The sequence below is a fragment of the Nostoc sp. genome (genome assembly GCF_036917575.1).
Taxonomy (GTDB): domain Bacteria; phylum Cyanobacteriota; class Cyanobacteriia; order Cyanobacteriales; family Nostocaceae; genus Nostoc.
This window is the reverse complement of the sequence record NZ_JBALDC010000061.1, coordinates 185,247-206,683: the sequence shown is the minus strand read 5'-3', so window position 1 is coordinate 206,683 and position 21,437 is coordinate 185,247. Positions and strand designations below refer to the sequence as shown.

The 21,437-nt window shown below is 39.5% G+C and carries 24 protein-coding genes and 2 tRNA genes; 11 read left to right on the top strand and 15 right to left on the bottom strand.

Going from position 1 to position 21,437, the window contains the following annotated elements; genetic code table 11:
* Positions 1-89: 89 nt before the first annotated feature.
* The 9 genes from V7K79_RS18720 to argF all read right to left on the bottom strand — a co-directional run bounded on the left by V7K79_RS18720 (position 90) and on the right by argF (position 7,886).
* Positions 90-752, bottom strand: coding sequence for a hypothetical protein (locus tag V7K79_RS18720; protein WP_335049490.1), 663 nt, complete (start codon positions 750-752; stop codon positions 90-92).
* Between the two features lie 30 nt (positions 753-782).
* A complete protein-coding gene (locus tag V7K79_RS18715; RefSeq protein WP_335049489.1) occupies positions 783-1,253 on the bottom strand; it encodes a DNA phosphorothioation-associated protein 4 in 471 nt (156 codons plus the stop codon).
* 216 nt (positions 1,254-1,469) lie between these two features.
* Positions 1,470-1,736 carry a type II toxin-antitoxin system RelE family toxin gene (locus V7K79_RS18710; protein WP_335049488.1) on the bottom strand — a complete coding sequence of 89 codons (267 nt, stop codon included), beginning with the start codon at positions 1,734-1,736 and terminating at the stop codon, positions 1,470-1,472.
* Positions 1,733-1,957 carry a hypothetical protein gene (locus V7K79_RS18705; RefSeq protein WP_335049487.1) on the bottom strand — a complete coding sequence of 75 codons (225 nt, stop codon included), beginning with the start codon at positions 1,955-1,957 and terminating at the stop codon, positions 1,733-1,735. Before V7K79_RS18705 ends, V7K79_RS18710 begins: the two co-directional genes overlap by 4 nt.
* 80 nt (positions 1,958-2,037) lie before the next feature.
* The gene (locus tag V7K79_RS18700; RefSeq protein WP_335049486.1) at positions 2,038-4,110 is read right to left on the bottom strand and encodes an AAA family ATPase; all 2,073 of its coding nucleotides are present in this window, start codon (positions 4,108-4,110) and stop codon (positions 2,038-2,040) included.
* Positions 4,107-4,280: a hypothetical protein gene (locus V7K79_RS18695; protein ID WP_189523511.1), complete on the bottom strand. Its 174-nt coding sequence runs from the start codon at positions 4,278-4,280 to the stop codon at positions 4,107-4,109. Before V7K79_RS18695 ends, V7K79_RS18700 begins: the two co-directional genes overlap by 4 nt.
* A 327-nt stretch (positions 4,281-4,607) precedes the next feature.
* Complete coding sequence (locus tag V7K79_RS18690; protein WP_335049485.1) at positions 4,608-6,086, bottom strand: DNA phosphorothioation system restriction enzyme; 1,479 nt, start codon at positions 6,084-6,086, stop codon at positions 4,608-4,610.
* A gap of 64 nt (positions 6,087-6,150) precedes the next feature.
* Positions 6,151-6,756, bottom strand: coding sequence for a transcriptional repressor LexA (gene lexA / locus V7K79_RS18685; protein WP_335049484.1), 606 nt, complete (start codon positions 6,754-6,756; stop codon positions 6,151-6,153).
* A 209-nt stretch (positions 6,757-6,965) separates the two neighbouring features.
* Positions 6,966-7,886: an ornithine carbamoyltransferase gene (gene argF / locus V7K79_RS18680; RefSeq protein ID WP_335049483.1), complete on the bottom strand. Its 921-nt coding sequence runs from the start codon at positions 7,884-7,886 to the stop codon at positions 6,966-6,968.
* Positions 7,887-8,257: 371 nt separating this feature from the next.
* Here argF and V7K79_RS18675 point away from each other — a divergent pair.
* A tRNA-Thr gene (locus V7K79_RS18675) sits at positions 8,258-8,329 on the top strand.
* A gap of 261 nt (positions 8,330-8,590) precedes the next feature.
* Here V7K79_RS18675 and V7K79_RS18670 read toward each other — a convergent pair.
* Together V7K79_RS18670 and V7K79_RS18665 are read right to left on the bottom strand one after the other, a co-directional pair.
* The gene (locus V7K79_RS18670) at positions 8,591-9,049 is read right to left on the bottom strand and encodes a hypothetical protein (protein WP_335049482.1); all 459 of its coding nucleotides are present in this window, start codon (positions 9,047-9,049) and stop codon (positions 8,591-8,593) included.
* Positions 9,050-9,058: 9 nt separating this feature from the next.
* Entirely contained in the window at positions 9,059-9,307 is a 249-nt protein-coding gene (locus tag V7K79_RS18665; RefSeq protein WP_335049481.1) for a hypothetical protein, read from the bottom strand.
* A gap of 523 nt (positions 9,308-9,830) precedes the next feature.
* Here V7K79_RS18665 and V7K79_RS18660 point away from each other — a divergent pair.
* Entirely contained in the window at positions 9,831-10,004 is a 174-nt protein-coding gene (locus V7K79_RS18660) for a hypothetical protein (protein ID WP_335049480.1), read from the top strand.
* 135 nt (positions 10,005-10,139) lie between these two features.
* Here the strand turns inward: V7K79_RS18660 and V7K79_RS18655 are convergent, their stop codons facing one another.
* Both V7K79_RS18655 and pyrE read right to left on the bottom strand, forming a co-directional pair.
* Positions 10,140-10,469 carry a hypothetical protein gene (locus V7K79_RS18655; RefSeq protein ID WP_335049479.1) on the bottom strand — a complete coding sequence of 110 codons (330 nt, stop codon included), beginning with the start codon at positions 10,467-10,469 and terminating at the stop codon, positions 10,140-10,142.
* Between the two features lie 16 nt (positions 10,470-10,485).
* Positions 10,486-11,109: an orotate phosphoribosyltransferase gene (gene pyrE / locus V7K79_RS18650; protein ID WP_335049478.1), complete on the bottom strand. Its 624-nt coding sequence runs from the start codon at positions 11,107-11,109 to the stop codon at positions 10,486-10,488.
* Positions 11,110-11,215: 106 nt separating this feature from the next.
* On the opposite strand from pyrE, the gene V7K79_RS18645 reads away from it, so the two are divergent.
* A complete protein-coding gene (locus V7K79_RS18645; protein ID WP_335049477.1) occupies positions 11,216-11,647 on the top strand; it encodes a hypothetical protein in 432 nt (143 codons plus the stop codon).
* Positions 11,648-11,778: 131 nt separating this feature from the next.
* Here V7K79_RS18645 and V7K79_RS18640 read toward each other — a convergent pair.
* A tRNA-Ile gene (locus V7K79_RS18640) sits at positions 11,779-11,851 on the bottom strand.
* 296 nt (positions 11,852-12,147) lie between these two features.
* Between V7K79_RS18640 and V7K79_RS18635 the strand changes: the two genes are divergently transcribed.
* Both V7K79_RS18635 and V7K79_RS18630 read left to right on the top strand, forming a co-directional pair.
* On the top strand, positions 12,148-12,849 hold the full coding sequence (locus V7K79_RS18635) for a hypothetical protein (RefSeq protein ID WP_335049476.1): 702 nt from the start codon (positions 12,148-12,150) through the stop codon (positions 12,847-12,849).
* A gap of 143 nt (positions 12,850-12,992) precedes the next feature.
* A complete protein-coding gene (locus V7K79_RS18630) occupies positions 12,993-14,405 on the top strand; it encodes a hemolysin family protein (RefSeq protein WP_335049475.1) in 1,413 nt (470 codons plus the stop codon).
* A 65-nt stretch (positions 14,406-14,470) separates the two neighbouring features.
* Here the strand turns inward: V7K79_RS18630 and queC are convergent, their stop codons facing one another.
* Positions 14,471-15,148: a 7-cyano-7-deazaguanine synthase QueC gene (queC, locus tag V7K79_RS18625; RefSeq protein ID WP_335049474.1), complete on the bottom strand. Its 678-nt coding sequence runs from the start codon at positions 15,146-15,148 to the stop codon at positions 14,471-14,473.
* A 338-nt stretch (positions 15,149-15,486) separates the two neighbouring features.
* Here queC and V7K79_RS18620 point away from each other — a divergent pair, with 338 nt between their 5' ends.
* The 6 genes from V7K79_RS18620 to V7K79_RS18595 all read left to right on the top strand — a co-directional run bounded on the left by V7K79_RS18620 (position 15,487) and on the right by V7K79_RS18595 (position 21,424).
* A complete protein-coding gene (locus V7K79_RS18620) occupies positions 15,487-16,569 on the top strand; it encodes a Gfo/Idh/MocA family oxidoreductase (RefSeq protein ID WP_335049473.1) in 1,083 nt (360 codons plus the stop codon).
* A 422-nt stretch (positions 16,570-16,991) separates the two neighbouring features.
* A complete protein-coding gene (locus V7K79_RS18615) occupies positions 16,992-17,615 on the top strand; it encodes a DedA family protein (RefSeq protein WP_335049472.1) in 624 nt (207 codons plus the stop codon).
* 239 nt (positions 17,616-17,854) lie between these two features.
* The gene (locus V7K79_RS18610) at positions 17,855-19,018 is read left to right on the top strand and encodes a ParM/StbA family protein (protein ID WP_335049471.1); all 1,164 of its coding nucleotides are present in this window, start codon (positions 17,855-17,857) and stop codon (positions 19,016-19,018) included.
* Positions 19,019-19,023: 5 nt separating this feature from the next.
* On the top strand, positions 19,024-19,503 hold the full coding sequence (locus tag V7K79_RS18605) for a plasmid segregation centromere-binding protein ParR (RefSeq protein ID WP_335049470.1): 480 nt from the start codon (positions 19,024-19,026) through the stop codon (positions 19,501-19,503).
* 343 nt (positions 19,504-19,846) lie between these two features.
* The gene (locus V7K79_RS18600; RefSeq protein WP_335049469.1) at positions 19,847-20,044 is read left to right on the top strand and encodes a J domain-containing protein; all 198 of its coding nucleotides are present in this window, start codon (positions 19,847-19,849) and stop codon (positions 20,042-20,044) included.
* 81 nt (positions 20,045-20,125) lie between these two features.
* On the top strand, positions 20,126-21,424 hold the full coding sequence (locus tag V7K79_RS18595; protein ID WP_335049468.1) for a WD40 repeat domain-containing protein: 1,299 nt from the start codon (positions 20,126-20,128) through the stop codon (positions 21,422-21,424).
* The last annotated feature ends 13 nt before the right edge of the window (positions 21,425-21,437 follow it).

Below are 21,437 nucleotides of genomic sequence, written 5' to 3'. Positions count from 1 at the left end.
GTACTTTGTATCTTAATAGACACTAATGAGAATTCTTTAAGATGCACCGAACTTGATTTCCATTTTTGGAAACAATGCCTATTTTACAGCTATTTAAGCCTTAACTGAACCGTATTGGATGTTAATCCACAAAAGGCACATCTATAATCATAAATATGTATAATTGCTGTTCTAAAGAAAGCATTTATAATAACTGATCGTTTAAAACTCCATCTTAGATTAGCCTCTAAATTTCCTATTTCAATTAATTTTTCTATCTCTACTGGATGCTCTTGAAAAATTTGATTTTTTTGTAAAATAGCTTCTATATCATTTTCATTATCAGAAAAGAAAGCTGATATAAGGGCATCAATTAGTTCTTTTCTGCAAAATTCATCTTGCAAAAAGTTAAATAATTCATTGTCTAGATATGCGTATTCAACAGCCTCCTTTAATTTGTTAATTGTTTTTGGCTGTAACCCATTAAATTCAGACTTAAATTTCAAGTACCAAAAGCCTTCATTTTGCAGATGGAAGAAAGGATAGTGTAAACCACCTTTGTAAGCTGGAGAACCGATTACATTCCAATAACTTTCAAATATTTGAATTAATTCGTCTGAAACTGGAATTGTATTAGTAGTAATGACATCCCGCGCAATTAAATCAATTACAGATAAAAGTAATATTGGTTTATATTGAGCATTACCACGCTTTTGGCTACTACTCACATTTAATTCAGCAAAACGTTGACAATAATATGCTATATTTTTCATATTTAAGAGTTTAATTAAGCAACAAAAAAATCAATTTAAAAATTTACTGAGATCAAACTCTTCTTCTAGCTGTTCTTTTGTTCCTCTTTCAGAAATCAGAACTAATAGAAGTCGCTCTGAATAGTCAACAGAACCCCGCAACTCGTTTTGTAAAATTTCCAGTCCTCCATTAGCATATTCTTCAAATATTTGAGTACGTTTATCTTCATCTTGTTCTTCTCTAGATGAGAGTATGTTGATATCTTGAGTTTCATTGATTCCTAATAATTTAATGATTAGGTCATATCCCAATGAAGCAAAATTCTCTTGTGGAATTGGAGATGGTTCTCTTTTGCTGGTTTCCCCCAAAGGAACGCGCTTTTTATATTTAACGCCCAATGCTGCTGCAAACACCATTACTTCTACATAAGTTTGAAAAGGCCCAGTTGTGTCTTTTGATGCTACTAGAGATTTCACCAACTCAGCCTTATCTTTACCAACCCTGATTCTGTTTGCAGCCATTATTTTAATATCTACATTGTTGCTATTTTAACCGAAATATAAAAGCGATCGCATTTTTAGACGCATTATTTTATACTAGTATGTGGGCGCTCGCTAAACAAACAAATTACCCACTAACATAGTCCATACTGGTACTGCGGGTTCAGCTTCAGCCACCTCATTACGGCAATACACTTGCGGTTCTTCAGGATTACTAGCACGATATTCCCTACTCCACTAACTTTCATCTTTATAAATCTCGCTACGATGTCCTAGTTTAATTACAGTTACTATCAAAACATCATCATCTACTTCATAAACCACTTGATAATCTCCGACTCGAACACGATATGAATTATCATCACCTTGTAATTTTTTTACTCCGTTTGGACGCGGTTCTATTGCCAAGTCATTAATTTTAGTTTGTATGCGTTGTTGTACGTCTATAGGTAGTTTCCTAAACTGCTTTTTCGCATCCCTTGAAAATTTAACTTCGTAACTCACGCAACATCCTTGTTTATTTCGTTTTGAATTTCATCCCAAGATACAGTGCCATTAATGCGTATATCTTCCCTAGCTTCTTTAATGGCTTTTAAGTCTTCTTCATCATCTACATCATCAATTCTTTTTAAGAGCGCGTAAATTTCAACTAAAGTACTGTCATAAGCTTGATGTAGCAGTACGTTGATATCTTTAATTAACTGTTCTCTTTTGTGTGCTGTCATTTTTAATCATCTGAGCGTGGGTTTACTTTTTCTGCCACTGTTTCTAGTTTCGCTTAAACTAAAGTTGCAAACTGAATCCTTTAAACATTACGTTCAATCGCAATAATTTCAGTATATTCAAACTCGTTCGGACTTTGTTTAACCAAAGAATATCTTTCTCCACCCAACTCAATATAATCTTGTTCGCAATCTGGCTTAGATGAGTAATACGTAAGCACATATTCTCTACCAATTCTATCTGTTATTTCTGCTTCTACTTCACCCCGCCACTGAGTCTTAGTAACTAAAACTATTAACTGATTCGCTAATTGGGGAATTGTTTTAGCAATGTGTCGCCGCGAATTCTCATCTAAACTACCAAATGGTGAATCCATCACAATTGGGAAAGTACTACTATCGGGAATCATCATCATTTTTCGCTTCTCACTCCATTCCCGTACTTTATCAATGATGCTGGCAATAAAGGATAAACTGAGAATTTGATTTTCCCCAGTGGAAGCTGCAACAGGTGCTTCTATTCCTGTAGTATTTTCTACTAATGTTAGTTCATATTTTTCACTAATTTTAGGGATGTATGGAGTCACAGAAATTTCTGTGAATATTTCTTGTACTCGCTTTTCTAGTTGCAAACGAAATTGTTGTTCTTGACGATTTCTAACTTCTGTTAACCGTTCGATTGCTTCTTGAGTGGCGTTAATTCGTCGCTGTGCTAAAGTTTGCTTGTCTTCATTCAGCTTTTGTTTAGCGATTTGTTTATTTAAACCTTCAATTTCAATTTTTAGTTGAGCAAGTTGCTGCTGATTTGCACCCTGTTCTCGATTTAATTCATCAATTTTACTTTCAATTTCATCTAAGCGTTTTTGTAAACTGCTAATTTCTTCATTAGCATCTTTTCGTAACCGTTCTTGAATATTGTCTAAATCACCTTCAATTTGAGATATGCTTTGCCTTAACTGATTAATCCTAGTTTGTTCTCTATCAACTTCTTCCCAAAATCCTATGGCTTGCTTATCAATTTCATCTACTTGTGCGCTCATCCGAATTGCAGTTTCTTCCAGCGCCGAAGAACCTGCTTTGTTTAACCACGTACTCACATGAGTATGAGAATGATTACCCTCGTGTAATTCTGCGCCACAAATACAGCGTTGAGAATTGAGTAAATCATTCACAAATTCTCTTGAAATTCCTGATGTTAACTCGCCACGTTGCTTCAAATCATTGATAATTCCTCGAAACTGCGCTGTAGTTTCTGAGAGTAAAACTGTATAACCTCGCGTGGAAATAACTTTTTTAAGTGCTTCTTTCGTTTTTTTATATTCTTCTTGATTTGCCGTTTTCTGTGATTCTAAATCCTGCCATCTTTCTTGCAATTCCTTAGCAGCACTCAGTTCTCGTAACCGATTACTTGTCTCTTTTTTAAAAGTTTGTTGATATTCTAACTCTTCTTTAATTTCAGTTTGCCGTTTGGTAATGCGATCGCACTCTCGTTCTATCTTTTCTTGCTGTCGTAATAGTTGTTTAATTTCTGAGCTACCAATAGCTTCTAACTCATTTTCTAAAGTTTTTTTAGCATCTCCCAAATGTCTGATGGAGCGGTTGATGACTTCCACACCCAAGAAAATTTTTGTAGCTTCAGCAATTTCAGCTTTTTTATCAGAACGGACTATTTCTTCAATTCGTTCGCCGTCAAAGAAAAAATATTGATGTAAAGTAGCGGGTAAAATTTGATTAATTATATCGTCTGGTTGCTGAATTGGTATATTCCATTTACCATCATCTGCACCAACCCACATGGTTAATTGAGTTTTACCAGCGTCAAAATCACCTTCGTTTTTATAACCCCGACAGGCGCGTTTGACTCGATAGCGTTTACCTTCATGTTCCCAGCCAATCTCTACCCAGCATTCTACAACTTGACCTTTTTGAGCTTCTGCGATCGCTCGTTTATTTACCAACTGTTCTATCGATGCAAAGGCTGCACTAAATTTCTCATATAATACCCAAGTAAAGGCATTCAGTAAACTAGTTTTTCCAGAGCCATTATTCCCATGAATAATCGTTGTATTGTGAACATCTCCACCAGCTAAAAGTATCTCTGGTGTCGTACCATAAAAGGAGCGAAAGTTGCATAGCTTGATTGAAGTCAGCTTCATCGCACCTCTTCCTTGATAATGTCCAAAATATTATCATTTATATGGCTGTTAATCTTTTTATCTAATCTGCCTTTTTCCAGTTTCCATACCCGCTCAATGATTCGCCGTACTTCTGGCGGAGCGCTGGTTATTGGTTCTTGCACATCATCGATATTTGCATCTTGTGACATCTTCAGTTTTAAAATATAGTTTTTCTATATTTTAACTTTCTCTAGTAGTGCATTTACCTCAGTAAAGCCACTGTTAGCGTTATCTGGAATTTTGCAAAAACTATTTTTTCAAATTTATGATTTTCTTTGAAAAAAGACTTTATTCTTGAATTACTTTCTGTTATTATTAGTATTAATAATTTAGATTATAATGGGATAAAAGCAAAATTTTTAAAGCTGCTTATATTCCATTATAATCAAATTCATAATTTTATTATTTCATATTTAATGCTTCTTTTTTCAAAACTAAAAAAATTTTACAAAATAATACAACTATATAGTTCATTATCAAATATCTAATAAACCATATCGCTTTTGTAAATCAAGTAACTTCATTCTTGCTTCCCCTGCATTATCAGCTAAGTCAGCAAACTCCACAAAGCGACGCAATTCCTTTTTCAAAAGATTACGCTCAACTTCTATAGTTTCCCTATCTAAATCTGGTGGCAAAACAATCATGTCAAATATTGTTGCGCGTTCTTTAGCCGGATGAGGACGTAAAACTCGCCCCCGTCGCTGAATAAATTGGCGGGGATTACCAGAACTTGATAAAATCACCGCCGTTTGAATTGCTGGAATATCGACACCTTCATCTAAACAACGAATTGCCACCAAACCTTGCAACTCTCCACTTTCAAATTGATGCCGTAAAATTTCCCTTTCTTGTAAAGTTGTTTGTGCTGTATAGGTGCTTACCTTGTACCCTAAATCCACTCCGAGAATTTTAGCAACAGCTTTAAGTTGACGTAGCGATGAACGTTGTCCCACCTCTTGGGAACCATCACCACAATAAAAAAGTGTGTGAGTAGTTTCGCGGCGATCGCTCATTAAATCTTGCAAAGCGGTTAATTTATTTTCCGCCGCACCAATTAACCTTGCTCTTTGCATCAATAATGGCTTTAAATCTTCATTGTTTTCAAATCCTGCTTGTCCATTTTCTCGTTCTCTATATAGTAGCGATCGCCCAATTCTTTTAGTTAGCTTTAAATAAGCAATACTTTCTGCCTCAGTTAATTCCACTAACACCGGATAATAGAGATAATGTACTAAAGCACCTTGAGCGATCGCATCTCTCAAAGTAAACTCTGGCTGGAGAACTGGGCCAAAATAATCAAATAAAGATTGCGTACCAAAATCATCAAAATATCTCTCCGGTGTCGCAGATAAAGCCAGTCTCAACCCAACACCACGCGGCAAACTTTCTTCTAACTTGGGTGCGCCTAAATTATGCGCCTCATCACCAATAATTAAAGTTTTGGCGGGAAAATATTTGAGTTGAGACCTAAACCCATCTCCAATTAAAGTAGAGTTGGTAGTAATCACCGTCACAAACCGTTGAGAACCAGAACGCAGATTATAAATTTGCGTAGAAAGTTGACTTTGCCAAGTGCGTAAATTCTCAAAAGCTAAAATCGGTTGCAAATTAAATTTTTCACATTCTCGCGCCCATTGGGTAACAAGATGACGATAAGGACACACTACCAACAGAACTTGTAAATTAATCTGTTGGTAGAGTTCACAAGTGATCGCTAGTGCAGTAATAGTTTTACCACTACCAGTAGCCATTTTCAGCGTCCCTCTACCATTGTTGGCAAACCAGCTAGCGATCGCTTGTCGCTGATATTGCCGCAATTGCAGAGACACAGGCATTCTTGGGCATCCTGGTAATGGTTGCAAAGTGTAATAACTGCCCTTACTTTCTTTTGCAAACGGTAATTTCAACCGGAAAGTGGGCAGTTGCTGCACTGAATTTTTCGTCAGGTACATATTTATTTAGTCATTAGTCATTGGTCATTGGTACTTATCTTTCCCATTACCCATTGCCTATCACTCAGTTGTAACCACGCCAAACACCAATCAGAGAACCCTGCACCTGTACTTGTTGAGCCATGACTTCAATGGGATTGTACTTAGGATTTGCTGGTTTAAGGGTAACGCGATCGCCTTGGCGATAAAAACGTTTTAATGTTGTGCCGAATCCATCTACTCTAGCAGCGACGATGGTGCCATTTTTCAAATGATTAGGTTCTGCTACTGGACGCAGAAATACCACATCGCCATCAGTAATTAAATCTTCAATCATGCTGTCGCCAGCTACCCGCAAAGCGTAAGTTTGAGGAGGTAAATCGAAATTAGAAAAGTCTAAATGATCTACAGCATCAGTAAACGGTTCTATTAAACCACCAGCAGCGATTGTCCCCAAAATTGGTACACCTTGTTTCACGGGACGCAAAATCCGAATCGTTCGCGCTTGTCCCTCAGTCCATTCTATATATCCTTTAGTGCGTAAATGTTCTAAACGGCTTTGAATTGGTGCCGGTGACTTCAAGTTCATCGCCTGCATCATTTGCCTAATTGAAGGCGAATGCTGGTGCAAGCGGATGTATTCTGCCAACCATTCGTAAAGTTCTTGTTGAGCTTCTGTTAGACGTTCCATAAATTTGCACGAAGTAATTATAAATCTCTCTAGAACATTAGTACTACAAAAAACTCCCCATAACAAGAGAAAAGTAAAAATATGAAAGGCAAAAGCAAAATTATTTTCTTCTCTTTTGCCTTTTGACAAATAAGAATATTACAAGTTATAGGTTAGAGCTTACAGGTTATAAGGAAGAAAAGATACCCTATTCGCTGTGCCATATATTCTTACTCTGCCCCTAAAAGACTTGCAAGTAAAGCCTTTTGGGCGTGCAGGCGATTTTCTGCCTGTTCCCAAACTCGTGATTGGGAACCTTCAATAACAGATTCGCTAATTTCTTCACCGCGATGGGCTGGTAAGCAGTGTAAAACAATTGCCTCTGGATCGGCAAGACTTAATAGCTGCTCTGAAATTTGATAAGGCTGGAAAATTGCCATCCGGTTGTTTGCTTCTGCCTCTTGCCCCATACTCGCCCAAACATCAGTGTAAAGTACAGCAGCTCCCTTAACAGCTAATTCTGGATCGTGAGTGAGAAGGACTTCAGTTTTATTATTAGCGATCGCTCTTGCTTGCTCTACAATCCTAGAATTTGGTTCATATCCGCTAGGAGTAGCAATTCTAACATTCATTCCCACCAAAGCACAGCCCAACATCAGAGAATTAGCGACATTATTCCCATCACCCACGTAGGTTAAAGTTAACCCAGCAAGAGTATCAAAGCTTTCTTGAATCGTCAATAAATCAGCTAATACCTGACAAGGGTGTTCTGCATCGGTAAGCGCATTAATTACCGGAATCTTGGCATAATGAGCAAAAGTTTCCAAATCCTGATGGGCAAAAGTGCGAATTGCCAAAATATCCAGATATCGATTTAACACCCGCGCTGTATCCTGCAAAGGTTCCCCACGACTAACTTGAGTGACATTAGGGTTGAGATCGATTACCTGTCCACCAAGTTGGTACATCGCCACAGTAAAACTTACCCGTGTACGAGTTGAAGCTTTGGAGAACAACAACCCCAAAACTTTATTACATTGCAACTTCAACTGTTGTGATTTAAGTTGAGTTGCCAATTGCAGGAGTTGTTGAAGTTCCGTAGAACTGATGTCCGCTAGACTTAATAAATCTCGTCCGAGCAATGCTGCCATGCTTGTAATCTGTAAAAAATAATTATATATTTCTGTTCCTTTATTCAACCGTGCCAGGAAAATATAGTTTTAGAACTGACCAGATATTTTTGCGTTCGTTCAGCCCAGGATTTAGTTAGCTTTTGCTATGAATATTAATTTATTAACTTTATCAGCGATTGGAATCACTGATTTTTTCTGGTTCATCACAATGGCAACGCCAGAAGAAAAACTATCTAGGCGTACACAAGCAGCGATATTGCTAAAATTTCTGGTCTTTTAGCCTTATTTGTGGAAAAGTAGATATTTTTTAGAATATACAGCTAGACAAACAAATGGATTATGGTACAATAAGAAATTGTGGTTACTAATTAAAAGTCATCATCAAATTTGCCAGCATAGCACAGTGGTAGTGCATCCGACTTGTAATCGGAAGGTCGCGAGTTCAAATCCCGCTGCTGGCTTTTGTTAAAAGAGAACAATTTTACTGGCTATGACTTGCTTGTGGTTTTTTGTCTTGTTGCAAATATCACAATTGACTATATTAATATTTAAATGATGATTAATAATAAAACATAATTGTAAATCAAATGGATGATTGAAGTGGGTTAGCAAATGTATTAATGATTTTGCAAAGATGAAAATTTTTAAATTTTAAAAAAACACCACTGCATCAAGCAGTGTTTTAAATGAATGTGAACAGATGAGCGAGATGTTGCGATCGCCTAAATTCGTAATTCCTGTGGTTTAATTTCCCAATCCTCTTTCTTGATTCTCTCCGTTGCAAGCTGTGCCAGCTTTTCTGCAACTTTTCTAAAAGTTGTTTTGTTCGTGTAATTAGGAGATGGCTCAATTTGTGCGTGAGATGGCTTGTCATCTGTTGGTCGTGGGCAGACATCAATTTTGTAATCAAAAAGTGGGTTGCCTTTTTGATCATTTTGAGAAACATTTATCATCCGAACTTCGCCAGCAATTAAACTCACGACACCATCATCTGAGTTTTTCTGTGTGCATTGTGGATCATAACCACAAAGCTTTGCTCTGTCAACAGAAGGAGCTTGATTTCTATCTGTAAACGCTTGCGAGCTAAGTTCTAATCCAAACTCTCCAATGCAGTAATATTTGTCTAATCCACGCAGAATGAACCGATACAATAGCTCATCATCTGTAACCACATCGCTCACTGCAAACCTCTATGAAACTAGCCATTTCCAGAGAGCCGTAAGTTCAGCAAGTGATGAAGACGTGCCGTCTTCCATTTCATTATCAATGTCAGTACCCCAAACTTTGATGTATTCTGCGGTATTTCCCAGAATATAAACAGTTAACTTTTTGGTTCCGTACCACCACTCAAAAACTATTTCTGAGTCAATGCTCAGATTTACCAATGGTTCACCCCACCACATTTGGTTAGCAGCAACAATCGTGCGTAGTTGCTTCAACCATTCTATGGCGTATTTATAAGTTTCATTGTCAGATCCTAGTTCAGCAATTCTTCCGTGAGTTTTGTGAGCTGGTGAATAGCTCCAGCTTTAAAGTTCCAGGACTGCATAATTATCAGATTGCTCAGAGATAGCTTTGCTCATTTGAACTGAAGAAGCAGCTATCTTAGACCGATATTTCCAACTCCCCACGGTTGATGTTCTGTCTGTCGCAAGAATAACAAGATTGGAGTTTTGCTGCTACTGGTGGATTACGATACTGACGGCGTGTCATAAATTACCCAACTGCGGCATAATCTCACGTTTTTAGTAAGCTACAAATTTAAGACGAAAAATAACGATTCCTGTTTACTAATCTTAAAATATCTAAGTCTGTTCTTATGAAAAGTTTTTCATAAACTCACAACCTTACCTCCACAACCTGATCCCTTGACACATCGTTGCCTCGGAGTTTTTGTCAAGAGTGAATTGGTTTATCCTTGCTAGGTTAAGCCAGAAGCAAGTAATTTTTCCTTGGCTTTAGATGGTGGCAGAAGTAGAGAAAAGAGCGATCGCGGCTAGCACACCCCTAAATAGTATTACCAAACAGCAGTTAGCCATTGAGCTATTTCGCTTTGAACCTGTAAAAGCTGGCTATTATTTAGCTGATTTGCACGGTAAGCAGTTTTACTATTGCTTACGTAACCGGAAGGTATGAAATTACAGCTGCGATCGCTTGGTATTGGAGAGACGATCCAATGGAGCATTAGGTACTTACACAAACCCTCTTGAAAAATTTTTCAGGAGTTTTTTTTGATTTGTATAGAGCGATCGCGTAAGCTCATTGCATTGGTTAATTCAAAGCATCAGCGATCTTAATACCAAGATGCTGCAATGCCTTTTCTTTCACAAATTCAGCTGCACTACGAGCCGATTCCGCCAAAATAGTATCAGTGTTTGGAGTCAGCTTCAGCGCTCCTCCCAGGTATCCCAAAGCTTTGCAATAACAATCAGTCAGGTTGGTAGATGCCAGTCTCTTTACAGTTTGATGATCGCCACTCTGAAAAGCTGTTAGCGCTTTGTAGTGTAAATCGTTTTCTGGTTTTCCTAGTACTTCAAGAATTGCGTTCACAGCTTTCTCAACTTTTTCTTGTGTTAGTTCTGTAGATACAGTTGCTTGCATATTGATCTCCTTTTATTCATGAATTCGCAAGTTGTCGGTAGCGTTCTTGAACTTCCCGAATCGAAAACAAAGTTTCAAACTTCAACCCTGCTGACTGGTACAACTCACCTCCCCCTTGCTCTCTATCTACCAGTGAAATTACTTGATTTACGGTATAACCTGCATCTTTAAGACGTTCAACTGCTTTTAGAGCAGATTGCCCAGTTGTGACTACATCTTCCAAAACTACTACTTTTGCGCCCTCTGGTAAACTGGGACCTTCTATATAAGCTCTTGTTCCATAACCCTTGGCTTCCTTGCGAATAATCAGCGCTGGTATTGGGCGGTTTTCATAAACTGAAACTATACTTACTGCTGTCACAATTGGGTCAGCCCCCATTGTTAAACCACCTACAGCCTGTGTATCTAAAGGTAATAAAGGAAATAGTAACCGTCCGACTGCCAAAGCGCCTTGAGGATGAAGTGTTACCTGTGTTTTATTGACGTAATAAGAACTACGCAGCCCAGAAGAGAGAAGAAAATCACCCTCTTGATAAGCAAGTTGGCAAAATAAATCTAGTAGCTTGTGGCGCAAAGTGGTCAAATCAGAAGTGGTTGCCCAAATATCTGAGTGGGTAAGAGTTTCAGTAGGATACGTCATTACAAAACATTAAAAGTTGTGCTACACCAAAGGTTGAACTCATCAGAGTTCTGAACTTCAGCATAAATTAAGATTCACCCAAAGCAAAAGTTGAGGAGTCAGAAACGTGCGTATAAAATTTAAAACCTTTGGTGGTTTATTAGTACTGCTTACTGCTGGTATTGCTTTTCCCTCTATTGCATCTGCTCAAACGGCAACATCCAATACTGAAACTACGAATGATGTATTTGAACGAGCTTATTTTCGTCACGATCGCAATTTCTACGAAAATGGCAGCCTCAAGCGTCAGCTAGACTCATTTTTCGGATCTGGTACTGGTTTTGGTGGTTCCTTTCCAGAAAATGAAATTGCCCGCGATGCCGAGCTGGTTAATACTTTATATCATGATGCCCTGACTCAGCAAGTCGGCAACGATCCTTATATTCGTACTCCTGATTTACCAAATCCTTATAACACATCGCTAATGATGTCTCCTCGCTATAGCAACAAACTTCAAATCGGAACTGAATTCCGGTTTGAAACTTTACCATCTCGGTAAGATTGGGGAGTGGGGAATCAAGAAGGTAATAGGGTACAGCTTACAGGGTAAAGATTATTCCCTCTCACCTGTCACCTGTCACCTCTCCCCTAATCCCAATGCCCTTCTATTAGTAGTTTTTGATGATTCAGTGCGCCCTGCTGGAATCGAACCAGCCTGAAGACGAATTATGAGTTCGTTGCCTCCCCAATCGGCCAAAGGCGCTTGTTTTGCAAGGTTGTAGGTTGCTACAAATTAATCATTTTAACTTTTAAGTCAACCTTATTTGCTAATTTTAGAGTGATAAAAATATTTTACACACTTAGTTTAGCCAATTCTATGAACATAGCACAAATTTACCACGTGTAAATACTGGACAATAGTTTACTAGATTTTTATACTACATAATTTGATCATAGATATAGTGCAAACTAATATTGATTGAGTTCCTTTAAGGATTGAGGTCAAAAGCTTCACTATTCTTAAATAGACTAGCATTCTATTGTGATAGCTTGTCAGCGATGAAAATAAATTCTACTGTACTTCTTACTTTGATTTTGTTAATTCTGATGATGGGAGCAGGTTCTGTGAGCGCTTTTTTGGGCTTTGAACTGGGGAGTTCAGCACTTAAAGGCGTGACTACACCAGATGGACGTCCTACAACCAAATTTGCCAGCAATAAGGCAAATAACTCTCAACAGGGAGGGCTAGTACTATTAAAAGAGGAAGAGATTCTAAAAATTGTCAAGGCGCGAATAGAGGGCAAGACCAAAGCCGCTAAATCGGAAAAGCCAGAAGAAGATGATGAAGAAACCAATACTAGCAAGCAGAAGCCAGAGGAAAAACCCCCAGAAGTAGTTGAAGAAAAGCCCCGACCAGGTTTTCCGGTTACAGCCCAAAGTCAGGGTGTAACAATGACTGTACAATCTGCTCGCTACTCTGGCGGTGATTTACTACTGAAAGTGAAAATGCAGAACAAAGGTAAGGATTCTGTGCGCTTCTTGTATAGTTTTTTAGATGTTACCGATGATAAAGGACGAACCCTGAGTGCAAGTACAGAGGGTTTACCAACAGAATTGCCTGTAAATGGGCCAGTATTTTCAGGTACAGTGAGCATTCCGACAGCTTTACTTGATGATGTCAAGAAAATATCACTTGCTCTGACTGATTATCCCGCTCAACAATTGAAGCTAGAGGCATCGAATATTCCTGTAGAAAGGTAGGAGAGGACTGGGGACTGGGGACTGGGGACTGGGGACTGGGGACTGGGGACTGGGGACTGGGGACTGGGGACTGGGGACTGGGGACTGGGGACTGGGGACTGAATTCTTCACAATACCCAATTCCTGATACCCAGTCCCCTTAAATGGAGGACGTGAGTTTTACACGAGCTTTGGCGGTGAGTGGTTTTCCTAATTTAAGTTTGATAGAAGTGGCGCTGCGGTTGTTGTCAGTGTTACTACTGATTGCCATAAATGCCTTTTTTGTAACGGCGGAGTTTTCGATGGTGAGCGTGCGGCGATCGCGTATTCACCAGCTAGTTAAAGCTGGGGATATTCCAGCGATCGCTGTAGAAATGTTACAACGCAGTATTGACCGACTGCTATCTACCACCCAGTTAGGCATTACTCTCTCTAGTTTGGCACTGGGATGGATTGGAGAAAGTACGATTGTCGTGCTGGTGAATGCCTGGTTAAAATCCTGGCCTTTACCCAGTGGAATGACTACCTTCCTTGCCCATTCTTTATCAATTCCCATTGCCTTTTTCTTAATTGCCTATTTGCAAATTGTCATCGGAGAATTATGCCCCAAATCTTTAGCCATGCTGTACTCAGAACAGCTAGCGAGGTTTTTGGGGCCTTCGGTAAAAGCAATCGTGCGTTTTTTTAGTCCCTTCATCTGGATTCTTAACCAATCAACTCGTTTTCTATTACGGATTTTTGGCATCCAATACACAGGTCAAGGCTGGCGACCACCTGTGACTCCCGAAGAATTGCAACTGATTATCTCTACAGAATGGGGATCTACTGGTTTACAGCGTGCAGAGCGAGAACTTCTCAATAATGTCTTTGAATTTGGAGATGTCATGGCTCAAGATGTGATGATCCCCCGCACCAGTATTATCACACTACCAAAAGATGCTACCTTCCAGACATTACTTAGCGAAATGGCTTCTACTGGTTACTCTCGCTATCCCGTGATTGGTGAATCTTTGGACGATGTTCGCGGTATTGTTTATTTTAAAGATTTGGCACAACCTTTGGCTTTAGGAAAACTCAGTTTAGAAACACAAATCCAACCTTGGATGCGTCCCGCCCGGTTTGTTCCAGAACACACGCCATTGAGTGAACTTTTGCCCATGATGCAGCAAGAGAAACCCGCTATGGTCATGGTAGTGAATGAATTTGGCTCTACTGTGGGACTAGTGACAATCAAAGATGTGATTGCCGAAATCATTGGCGATCCCAGCGAACCTGAAAGCAGTGAAGACTTACTGATTCAGATGTTAGATGAGCAAAAATTTTTGGTGCAAGCACAAATCAACCTTGAAGACCTTAACGAAGTTTTGCATCTTAATTTGCCCCTGACCAGAGAATACCAAACACTAGGGGGCTTTTTGCTGTATGAGTTACAGAAAATTCCGGCCATTGGCGAAACCTTTTGTTATCAAAATCTCGAATTCACCGTGGTATCGATTGTTGGCCCACGCCTGCATCAAATTCAACTGCAACGGTTAGAAGAAGAGGGGGGAGCAGAGGAGCAGAAGGGAAATAATTAATGCTCAATGACGCCAGTTGCTTCAAGTCGGGCAAAGCCGCCCAACGCACTGGCTCCCCAATGCGTCTACTGTGCATACACCAGTGGATCGACAAGTCCCAACTCAGCAAAAGCTGCTAGCCGCAAGCGACAAGAATCACACACACCGCAGGCGACATCTCCACCAGCATAGCAAGACCAAGTTAGTTCCCAAGGAACTCCCAATTGGTTCCCTAGTTGGATAATTTCGGTTTTTTTCAGGTTGATTAGGGGTGCAACAATATTAATTGGTCGTCCCTCACGCCCTTGTTTGGTTCCCAGGCGAAAAACTTCTTGCATTGCTTGGATATAGTCGGGGCGACAATCAGGATATCCTGAGTAATCTAGGGCATTAACGCCGATGTAGACGCGCTCTGCTGCGATCGCTTCGGCGTAACTAAGAGCAAAGCTTAAAAAGATGGTATTACGAGCGGGAACGTATGTTACAGGAATATTTTGAGACATTTCATCTGGCGATCGCTCTTGGGGTAAATTAATGGCATTATCGGTAAGCGCCGAACCGCCCCATTGTCGTAAATCAAAGTTAACTACCTGATGTTTTGCGATCGTAGCTTTTTGAGCGACACTGAGCGCTGACTGTAACTCTCGTCGATGTCGCTGCTGGTAATCAAAGGAAATAGCATGACATTCACAGCCATCAGTTTGAGCTTTGTACAGAATTGTGGAAGAGTCTAATCCCCCAGATAAGAGAATTACAGCTTTCATCTTGGTTGCAAATTTTGGATTTCAAATCACTCCATCAAACCTTAACAAGATGCCAGAAAGCAATGCCAAGGGGAATTTCTACTTAGGTCTTATTGAAAGTTGTAAAGTTAATAAAAATACATATATTTTTGGAGAAAGTGTAAAATCCAAAGCAAACTCGAAATATCTATACAAAAGATATTTGGATTACGGGAACCGATCACAAACTTTGAAATTCTTCATAAACATAGGCTCTATGTTACCATCTGGATGGTTTTAGACGGATCGTAACCGGCTTTCGAGTATAAACGCCAACGGCCGTAGCGTCTCTAAATTTGGTGGTTGAGGAGAGAATAATAGTGCAAAATAGCATGTCAGTGGCAGAATCGAATCTATATACACAGCGCAACCAGCCACGACCAATCCGCATAGGCGTGATTGGAGTGGGTAACATGGGACAACACCACGCTCGCGTGCTGAGTTCAATGAAAGATGTTGAACTAGTCGGAGTAGCAGATATTAACGTCGAGCGAGGATTAGAAACTGCCAGCAAGTACAAGGTGCGTTTTTTTGAAGATTACTGCGATCTGCTACCCCTTGTGGAAGCAGTTTGTGTAGCTGTTCCCACCCGTCTGCACTATGCCGTGGGCATCAACTGTCTTTTGGCGGGAATTCATGTTTTGATTGAAAAACCAATCGCAGCCAGTATTTCTGAGGCAGAATCTTTAGTAAATGCCGCAGCTGAATCTGGGTGTATCCTGCAAGTAGGTCATATTGAGCGTTTTAACCCAGCTTTTAAAGAACTGAGCCAAGTTCTCAAAACAGAGGAATTATTGGCGCTAGAAGCCCACAGAATGAGTCCTTACTCAGATCGAGCAAACGATGTTTCAGTTGTGCTGGATTTAATGATCCATGACATCGACCTACTTTTGGAATTAGCTGCTTCCCCAGTAACGAAATTGACTGCTAGCGGTACTCGCTCTTTAGACTCTGGTTATTTAGATTACGTAACCGCTACCTTGGGGTTTGCCAATGGTATTGTTGCTACTCTGACTGCCAGTAAAGTCACCCACCGCAAAATTCGCCGAATTGTCGCCCATTGCAAAAATTCATTTACTGAGGCAGATTTTCTCAAGAATGAAATTTTGATTCACCGACAAACCACTGCCAATTCTCTCACCGATCACCGACAAGTACTTTACAGGCAAGATGGTGTAATTGAAAAAGTTTACACTAGCAATATTCAACCTTTGAGCGCAGAATTAGAACATTTTGTCAACTGCGTACATGGAGGCAATCAACCCTCAGTAGGTGGTGAACAAGCTCTCAAAGCCCTGAGACTGGCAAGTTTGATTGAACAGATGGCACTAGAAGATCGAGTTTGGAACCCCTTAGACTGGCAATCGGAACCAAGGGTACAATCATTGACCCCCACAGTTTAGAAGAAGAAGGGACAAGAGAGACAAGGGAGACAAAGTGGAATTTTCTCCCGACTCTCCCTGTGCTACCCCACAGCCCCAACTTCAGAATAAAACCTAGAGTATGTTTTTAAATTTGCCATCAAGTCTTTAGATCCTTCCTAGTCCCTTCAAAAAGCAGGCTAAGGGGGATCTAAAAAATTAGAAAACAAAATTTATTAGTCCGTCCCATTAGTTTTGTCAAGTTTGTAATGAGCGATAAATCCCTCAATCTCAAGGGCTAGACCTACTTACGAGCTTTTATAAGTCTATGTTTTCAGATGTGATGCCAACTTTTAGTGCAGCCAAATTGCCTTGACTCTATCAAGCGGGGATAATTACCCTTTAAAAAAGCTAAAGCTGAATTTAGTAACAAGACTAATCCAGCAATTTCAGGAATTAACTCAATGCTTGAATGGATAACTAATACTATCAACTATTTTGGCTATTGGGGAATCGCCCTACTAATGTTTTTAGAGAACCTTTTTCCCCCCATACCTTCAGAATTGATTATGCCACTGGCTGGATTTACAGCAAGTCCATATCAACCAGGAGGGGCAAAGCTGAATATCATTGGTGTGTTTTTTGCAGGACTTTTGGGTTCTGTATTGGGCGCACTTATTTGGTACTATCCAGGTAAGTTTTTGGGCGAAATCCGTTTGAAAGCTTGGGCTGACAAGTATGGCAAATGGCTGACTATATCCAGTAAAGACATTATCAAAGCCAAAGAGTGGTTTGACAGACAAGGTAGAACAGCAGTATTAATTGGTCGTCTCGTCCCTGGAATCCGCACCTTGATTTCTGTTCCCGCAGGTATTAGCAATATGCCTTTGCTACCATTTTTGTTTTACACAACCTTAGGTAGCGCTGCTTGGGTGGGTTTGTTAACATACTCAGGATACATATTGGGTAGTCAGTATGAACTTGTGGACAAGTACCTTGCTCCTGTATCCAAAATCGTACTAGGCGGTTTGGTTCTAGCATTTGTTTTCTGGATATTCAAGCGCCAGTTAAGACGCACTAGAAGATAAAACACGGACGCTTTTGGTTTGAAAACAGTGAAAGCAGGGGTTACATCTGGTCAAAATTCGCCTACACTATGCCAAATAATACTAGATGTACGTTGGCAAAGTTCACCAGAGGTATCGCCGAAATTAATTTTTGGCGTATTTCTAGCTACACTTGACGCAACCTAGAATTTCTGGTTGCTCGCATTTTTGTAAGATGAGCATGACAACTTTTTACAGTTAAGTTTGAACTAGGAGCTTTCATGACAGACCAACCTTCCGCCGCTACCCCTATCAATGCTGCTGCTATACCCATGAATAGGCAGCCGTTAGCATCGACTCCCATAAATGCTATTAATAACAATCCTCCTATTAGCAAGACAGGTGGTGTTCCAGGGAAAACCATTCTCAGTGTTGATTTAGGCAGAACTTCCACAAAAACTTGTGTGAGTCGTGAACCAGGCAATGTGGTGTTCGTACCTGCCAACGTCAAGCAGATGTCGATAGAACAAGTACGCGGTGGTGTTTTTGAAGCCAGAGCTACTGACCCCTTAATGGATTTGTGGCTGGAGTATCAGGGAAATGGATATGCTGTTGGTCAACTGGCAGCTGATTTTGGGGCGAATTTAGGAGTCGGACAATCTAAGGTAGAAGCTGCACTAGTAAAAGTATTAGCAAGTGCTGGCTACTTCAAACTTAGAGACGATATCTCAGTTGTACTAGGTCTGCCTTTTCTTTCTTTAGAACAATTTGAAAAGGAAAAAGCACAGCTAATTAGCCAAGTTGGCGGCCCTCATGTGTTGAATTTCCGAGGCGAATCTGTGTCGCTGAACGTCAGTAAGGTATGGGTAATGCCAGAAGGTTACGGCAGCTTGCTGTGGTCTGAAGCTCAACCCAAGAAAAACCCTGGCAGTCCTGATTTTACAAAAATATCGGTGGCGATCGTCGATATTGGACATCAAACTGTCGATCTTTTGATGGTAGATAACTTCCGTTTTGCCAGAGGTGCTTCTAAGAGTGAAGACTTCGGGATGAATAAGTTTTATGAATTGGTATCTGCCGAAATTGAAGGAGCAGATAGTCAATCTCTAGCGCTGATTTCTGCTGTGAACAAACCCAGAGGTGAACGCTATTACCGTCCTAAAGGCGCTAGTAAGCCCACCAACCTAGACGATTTTCTTCCCAACCTCACAGAGATGTTTTCGCGCGAAATCTGTAGCCGTGTGCTAGCCTGGTTGCCAGAACGCGTCACCGATGTGATTCTGACTGGCGGGGGTGGTGAGTTCTTCTGGGACGACGTTCAACGTCTGCTTAAAGAAGCAAAGATTAATGCTCATTTAGCAGCACCTTCCCGACAGGCGAATGCTTTGGGGCAGTATATTTATGGAGAGGCACAATTATCCTCCAATCGCGCTGCTAGGGCATAAAGCTGATGTTCCAATGGTCAAAAAAGGTAGTTAAATCCGTCACGTTCAACCCAGAGCTTGCTGATGAGAGCTTGTTAGCGCAAGTAGAAAGTTATTTGGAAAAGCAACCAGACAAGACTTTCAGCGACCTCTGTAAAGAAGCCTTGTGGCAATCTTTATGTGTGCCGGAACCTGTACAACCTGCTCCACAAACAGCAGTAACAACACCCATTAATCAACAAATCGGTGAACTGCAACGTCAAGTGGCTGGACTTGAGGAACGTTTTTTTGCCAAGGGATCTAATCGTTTGGAGGCGATGGAACATCATCTACTGCAACTTTCTCAACAAGTTGCACAACTGGCACTCATAGTCAACGATCGATCGTTCATTCCGTCTCCAAATCAATTAGAAGTAGTAAATAATACTTCTTATACTGTTGCTACCCCTCCTCAAGAGGTTGACCCCGTAATCAGTCGCCTTAGTCAGTTTCTTGATGATTTTTAAAGACAAATCACATTTTTGAGCATTTTTTGCTCATGTTAACAATCCTTAATAGTATTAACTATTAAGGATTATTAATATTTATTCATATTTTTTAGAAGTGGAATTTCTGGCGGGAAATGCCTTTTAGTCTTTGCAACTAATTAAGTTTGATAAAAAAGCAATCGCGTATAGAGATTTCGTGCTGATTTACATTATTGCAGCTGGGGTGATGCTCTTATTAGCAAGCAGATTTTACTCAACACTAACTGTGAGTAATAACCTCAAAATAACTTACATTCCCTACATCATATATGATTTTCTCAGAACTAGGGACAGTATGTTTAATGAGTAAAAGGGTTTATCTGTGGATAATCTAGAGCAGTATTATCAAGTTTTAGGTGTTTCATCTGATGCTTCTGTTGATGAGATTAAGCAAGCTTACAAAGATTTAGTTCAAGTTTGGCATCCAGATCGTTATGCTCATAATCCTCGCATACAAAGAAAAGCCGAAGCTAAGTTGAAAGCAATTAATTCAGCATACGAAATAATAATGGAATCTTGAGCTTCTGGTCATAATGTCAGAAACAGAACTAATGTTCACAAAAATGAGTCTTCTAGTACACAGGTTTCTGAACCGGAACCAGTGGTAGAAGCGGTAGAAGTTAAAACAAACTTACTATTAAAGGTTAAATCTTGGATAAATAAAAATAAATGGATTTTGATAACTGGTACTGGTGCTGCTAGTGTCTTAATATCTCTTCAAATATATGCATATACCAAATATAAAGATTTTACATTTTTCAATCCGATACTGCTTATTCAGCGAATTTTTAGTAGCTCCTTTCTGGAAAGGAACATATTAGGGAATAATCTTGGTTATAGTTCAATAAAATTTAGTAGCAATGGAACCATTTTTAGTTCTGAAAATGAGGTTTGGGATTTCCATAGTGGAAAAAAACTTAAATCTTTTTCTGTAGAGAATCTTCGTCCTCCAACATCTAGGAAAGATGAAATTATCGCTATTAATTTAGATATTAAATTTTTAGTAAGTCGCCACGACGAAGAAATTAAAGTTTGGAACATTGATAATAATCAATTAATGAGAACAGTACCAATTGGCGACCATAAGCATAAAATCAGGAATATAATGGTGACTAAAAATTCAGAATATCTTCTAGTATTCTATTCTAATAGATCTGACACCTCCAATTATGAATCATACCCAAAGATTAATTTATATGACTTGAAAAATGGAAAATTAATTCGCTCTTTCGCTGATGAATCTGGTTTCGCTATCCCTAGTATAAGTCTGCTTCATGTGAGTGATGATGGTAAAATAATAATTATAACTGAAAGTGTATATAAAGATTCATTGCTTAAAATCTGGAATATAAGAACTGGTAAGAACCATATCGTTGAGAGGACACGGAATGAAGAAGATTGGAATATCTCAGTTATTAATAGTGACGTTACTCAAAATCTTCTGCGTACTAAAAGGAGTTCGTATCTTGAAGTCCGGCGACTTGATACAGGTAAATTAATTAGTGTTACAGAATCATACTGCGAGGTAAGTGACTCATCTGAATTAAAGGCAGATAAAATAAGTCCAGATGGTAAATTCCTTGTTAATGTTGATCGGAGTAGTTCTGATTACAACGATTTTACTATTCAAGTATGTGACTTAACTAATGGCGAACGTGTTCACATATCTAAAATAGCTGACTCTCTAGATGTAGAATTCAGTACTGATAGCAAAATTCTTGCTATTAGCGAGAGGGATAGTCAGAATAAAACGATTAATCTATATAATTTGAAAACAGGAAAAATTGACCAGTCTTTTATTGATGCTCCGAGCTTGGGGTCAACTCTTGCTTTCACTCCTGATGGTCGATTTTTACTCACTGGAAGTAAGAATGGTATAAGGATTTGGCGGATACGTTAGGTACTCGAATCCA

Excerpts from the sequence above, each read along its gene's own strand:
- V7K79_RS18720 (WP_335049490.1), bottom strand. The coding sequence starts at position 752 with ATGAAAAATATAGCATATTATTGTCAACGTTTTGCTGAATTAAATGTG.
- V7K79_RS18715 (WP_335049489.1), bottom strand. The coding sequence starts at position 1,253 with ATGGCTGCAAACAGAATCAGGGTTGGTAAAGATAAGGCTGAGTTGGTG.
- V7K79_RS18705 (WP_335049487.1), bottom strand. The coding sequence starts at position 1,957 with ATGACAGCACACAAAAGAGAACAGTTAATTAAAGATATCAACGTACTG.
- V7K79_RS18700 (WP_335049486.1), bottom strand. The coding sequence starts at position 4,110 with ATGAAGCTGACTTCAATCAAGCTATGCAACTTTCGCTCCTTTTATGGT.
- V7K79_RS18695 (WP_189523511.1), bottom strand. The coding sequence starts at position 4,280 with ATGTCACAAGATGCAAATATCGATGATGTGCAAGAACCAATAACCAGC.
- V7K79_RS18690 (WP_335049485.1), bottom strand. The coding sequence starts at position 6,086 with ATGTACCTGACGAAAAATTCAGTGCAGCAACTGCCCACTTTCCGGTTG.
- lexA (WP_335049484.1), bottom strand. The coding sequence starts at position 6,756 with ATGGAACGTCTAACAGAAGCTCAACAAGAACTTTACGAATGGTTGGCA.
- argF (WP_335049483.1), bottom strand. The coding sequence starts at position 7,886 with ATGGCAGCATTGCTCGGACGAGATTTATTAAGTCTAGCGGACATCAGT.
- V7K79_RS18660 (WP_335049480.1), top strand. The coding sequence starts at position 9,831 with ATGGTGGCAGAAGTAGAGAAAAGAGCGATCGCGGCTAGCACACCCCTA.
- V7K79_RS18655 (WP_335049479.1), bottom strand. The coding sequence starts at position 10,469 with ATGCAAGCAACTGTATCTACAGAACTAACACAAGAAAAAGTTGAGAAA.
- pyrE (WP_335049478.1), bottom strand. The coding sequence starts at position 11,109 with ATGACGTATCCTACTGAAACTCTTACCCACTCAGATATTTGGGCAACC.
- V7K79_RS18635 (WP_335049476.1), top strand. The coding sequence starts at position 12,148 with ATGAAAATAAATTCTACTGTACTTCTTACTTTGATTTTGTTAATTCTG.
- V7K79_RS18630 (WP_335049475.1), top strand. The coding sequence starts at position 12,993 with ATGGAGGACGTGAGTTTTACACGAGCTTTGGCGGTGAGTGGTTTTCCT.
- queC (WP_335049474.1), bottom strand. The coding sequence starts at position 15,148 with ATGAAAGCTGTAATTCTCTTATCTGGGGGATTAGACTCTTCCACAATT.
- V7K79_RS18615 (WP_335049472.1), top strand. The coding sequence starts at position 16,992 with ATGCTTGAATGGATAACTAATACTATCAACTATTTTGGCTATTGGGGA.
- V7K79_RS18610 (WP_335049471.1), top strand. The coding sequence starts at position 17,855 with ATGACAGACCAACCTTCCGCCGCTACCCCTATCAATGCTGCTGCTATA.
- V7K79_RS18605 (WP_335049470.1), top strand. The coding sequence starts at position 19,024 with ATGTTCCAATGGTCAAAAAAGGTAGTTAAATCCGTCACGTTCAACCCA.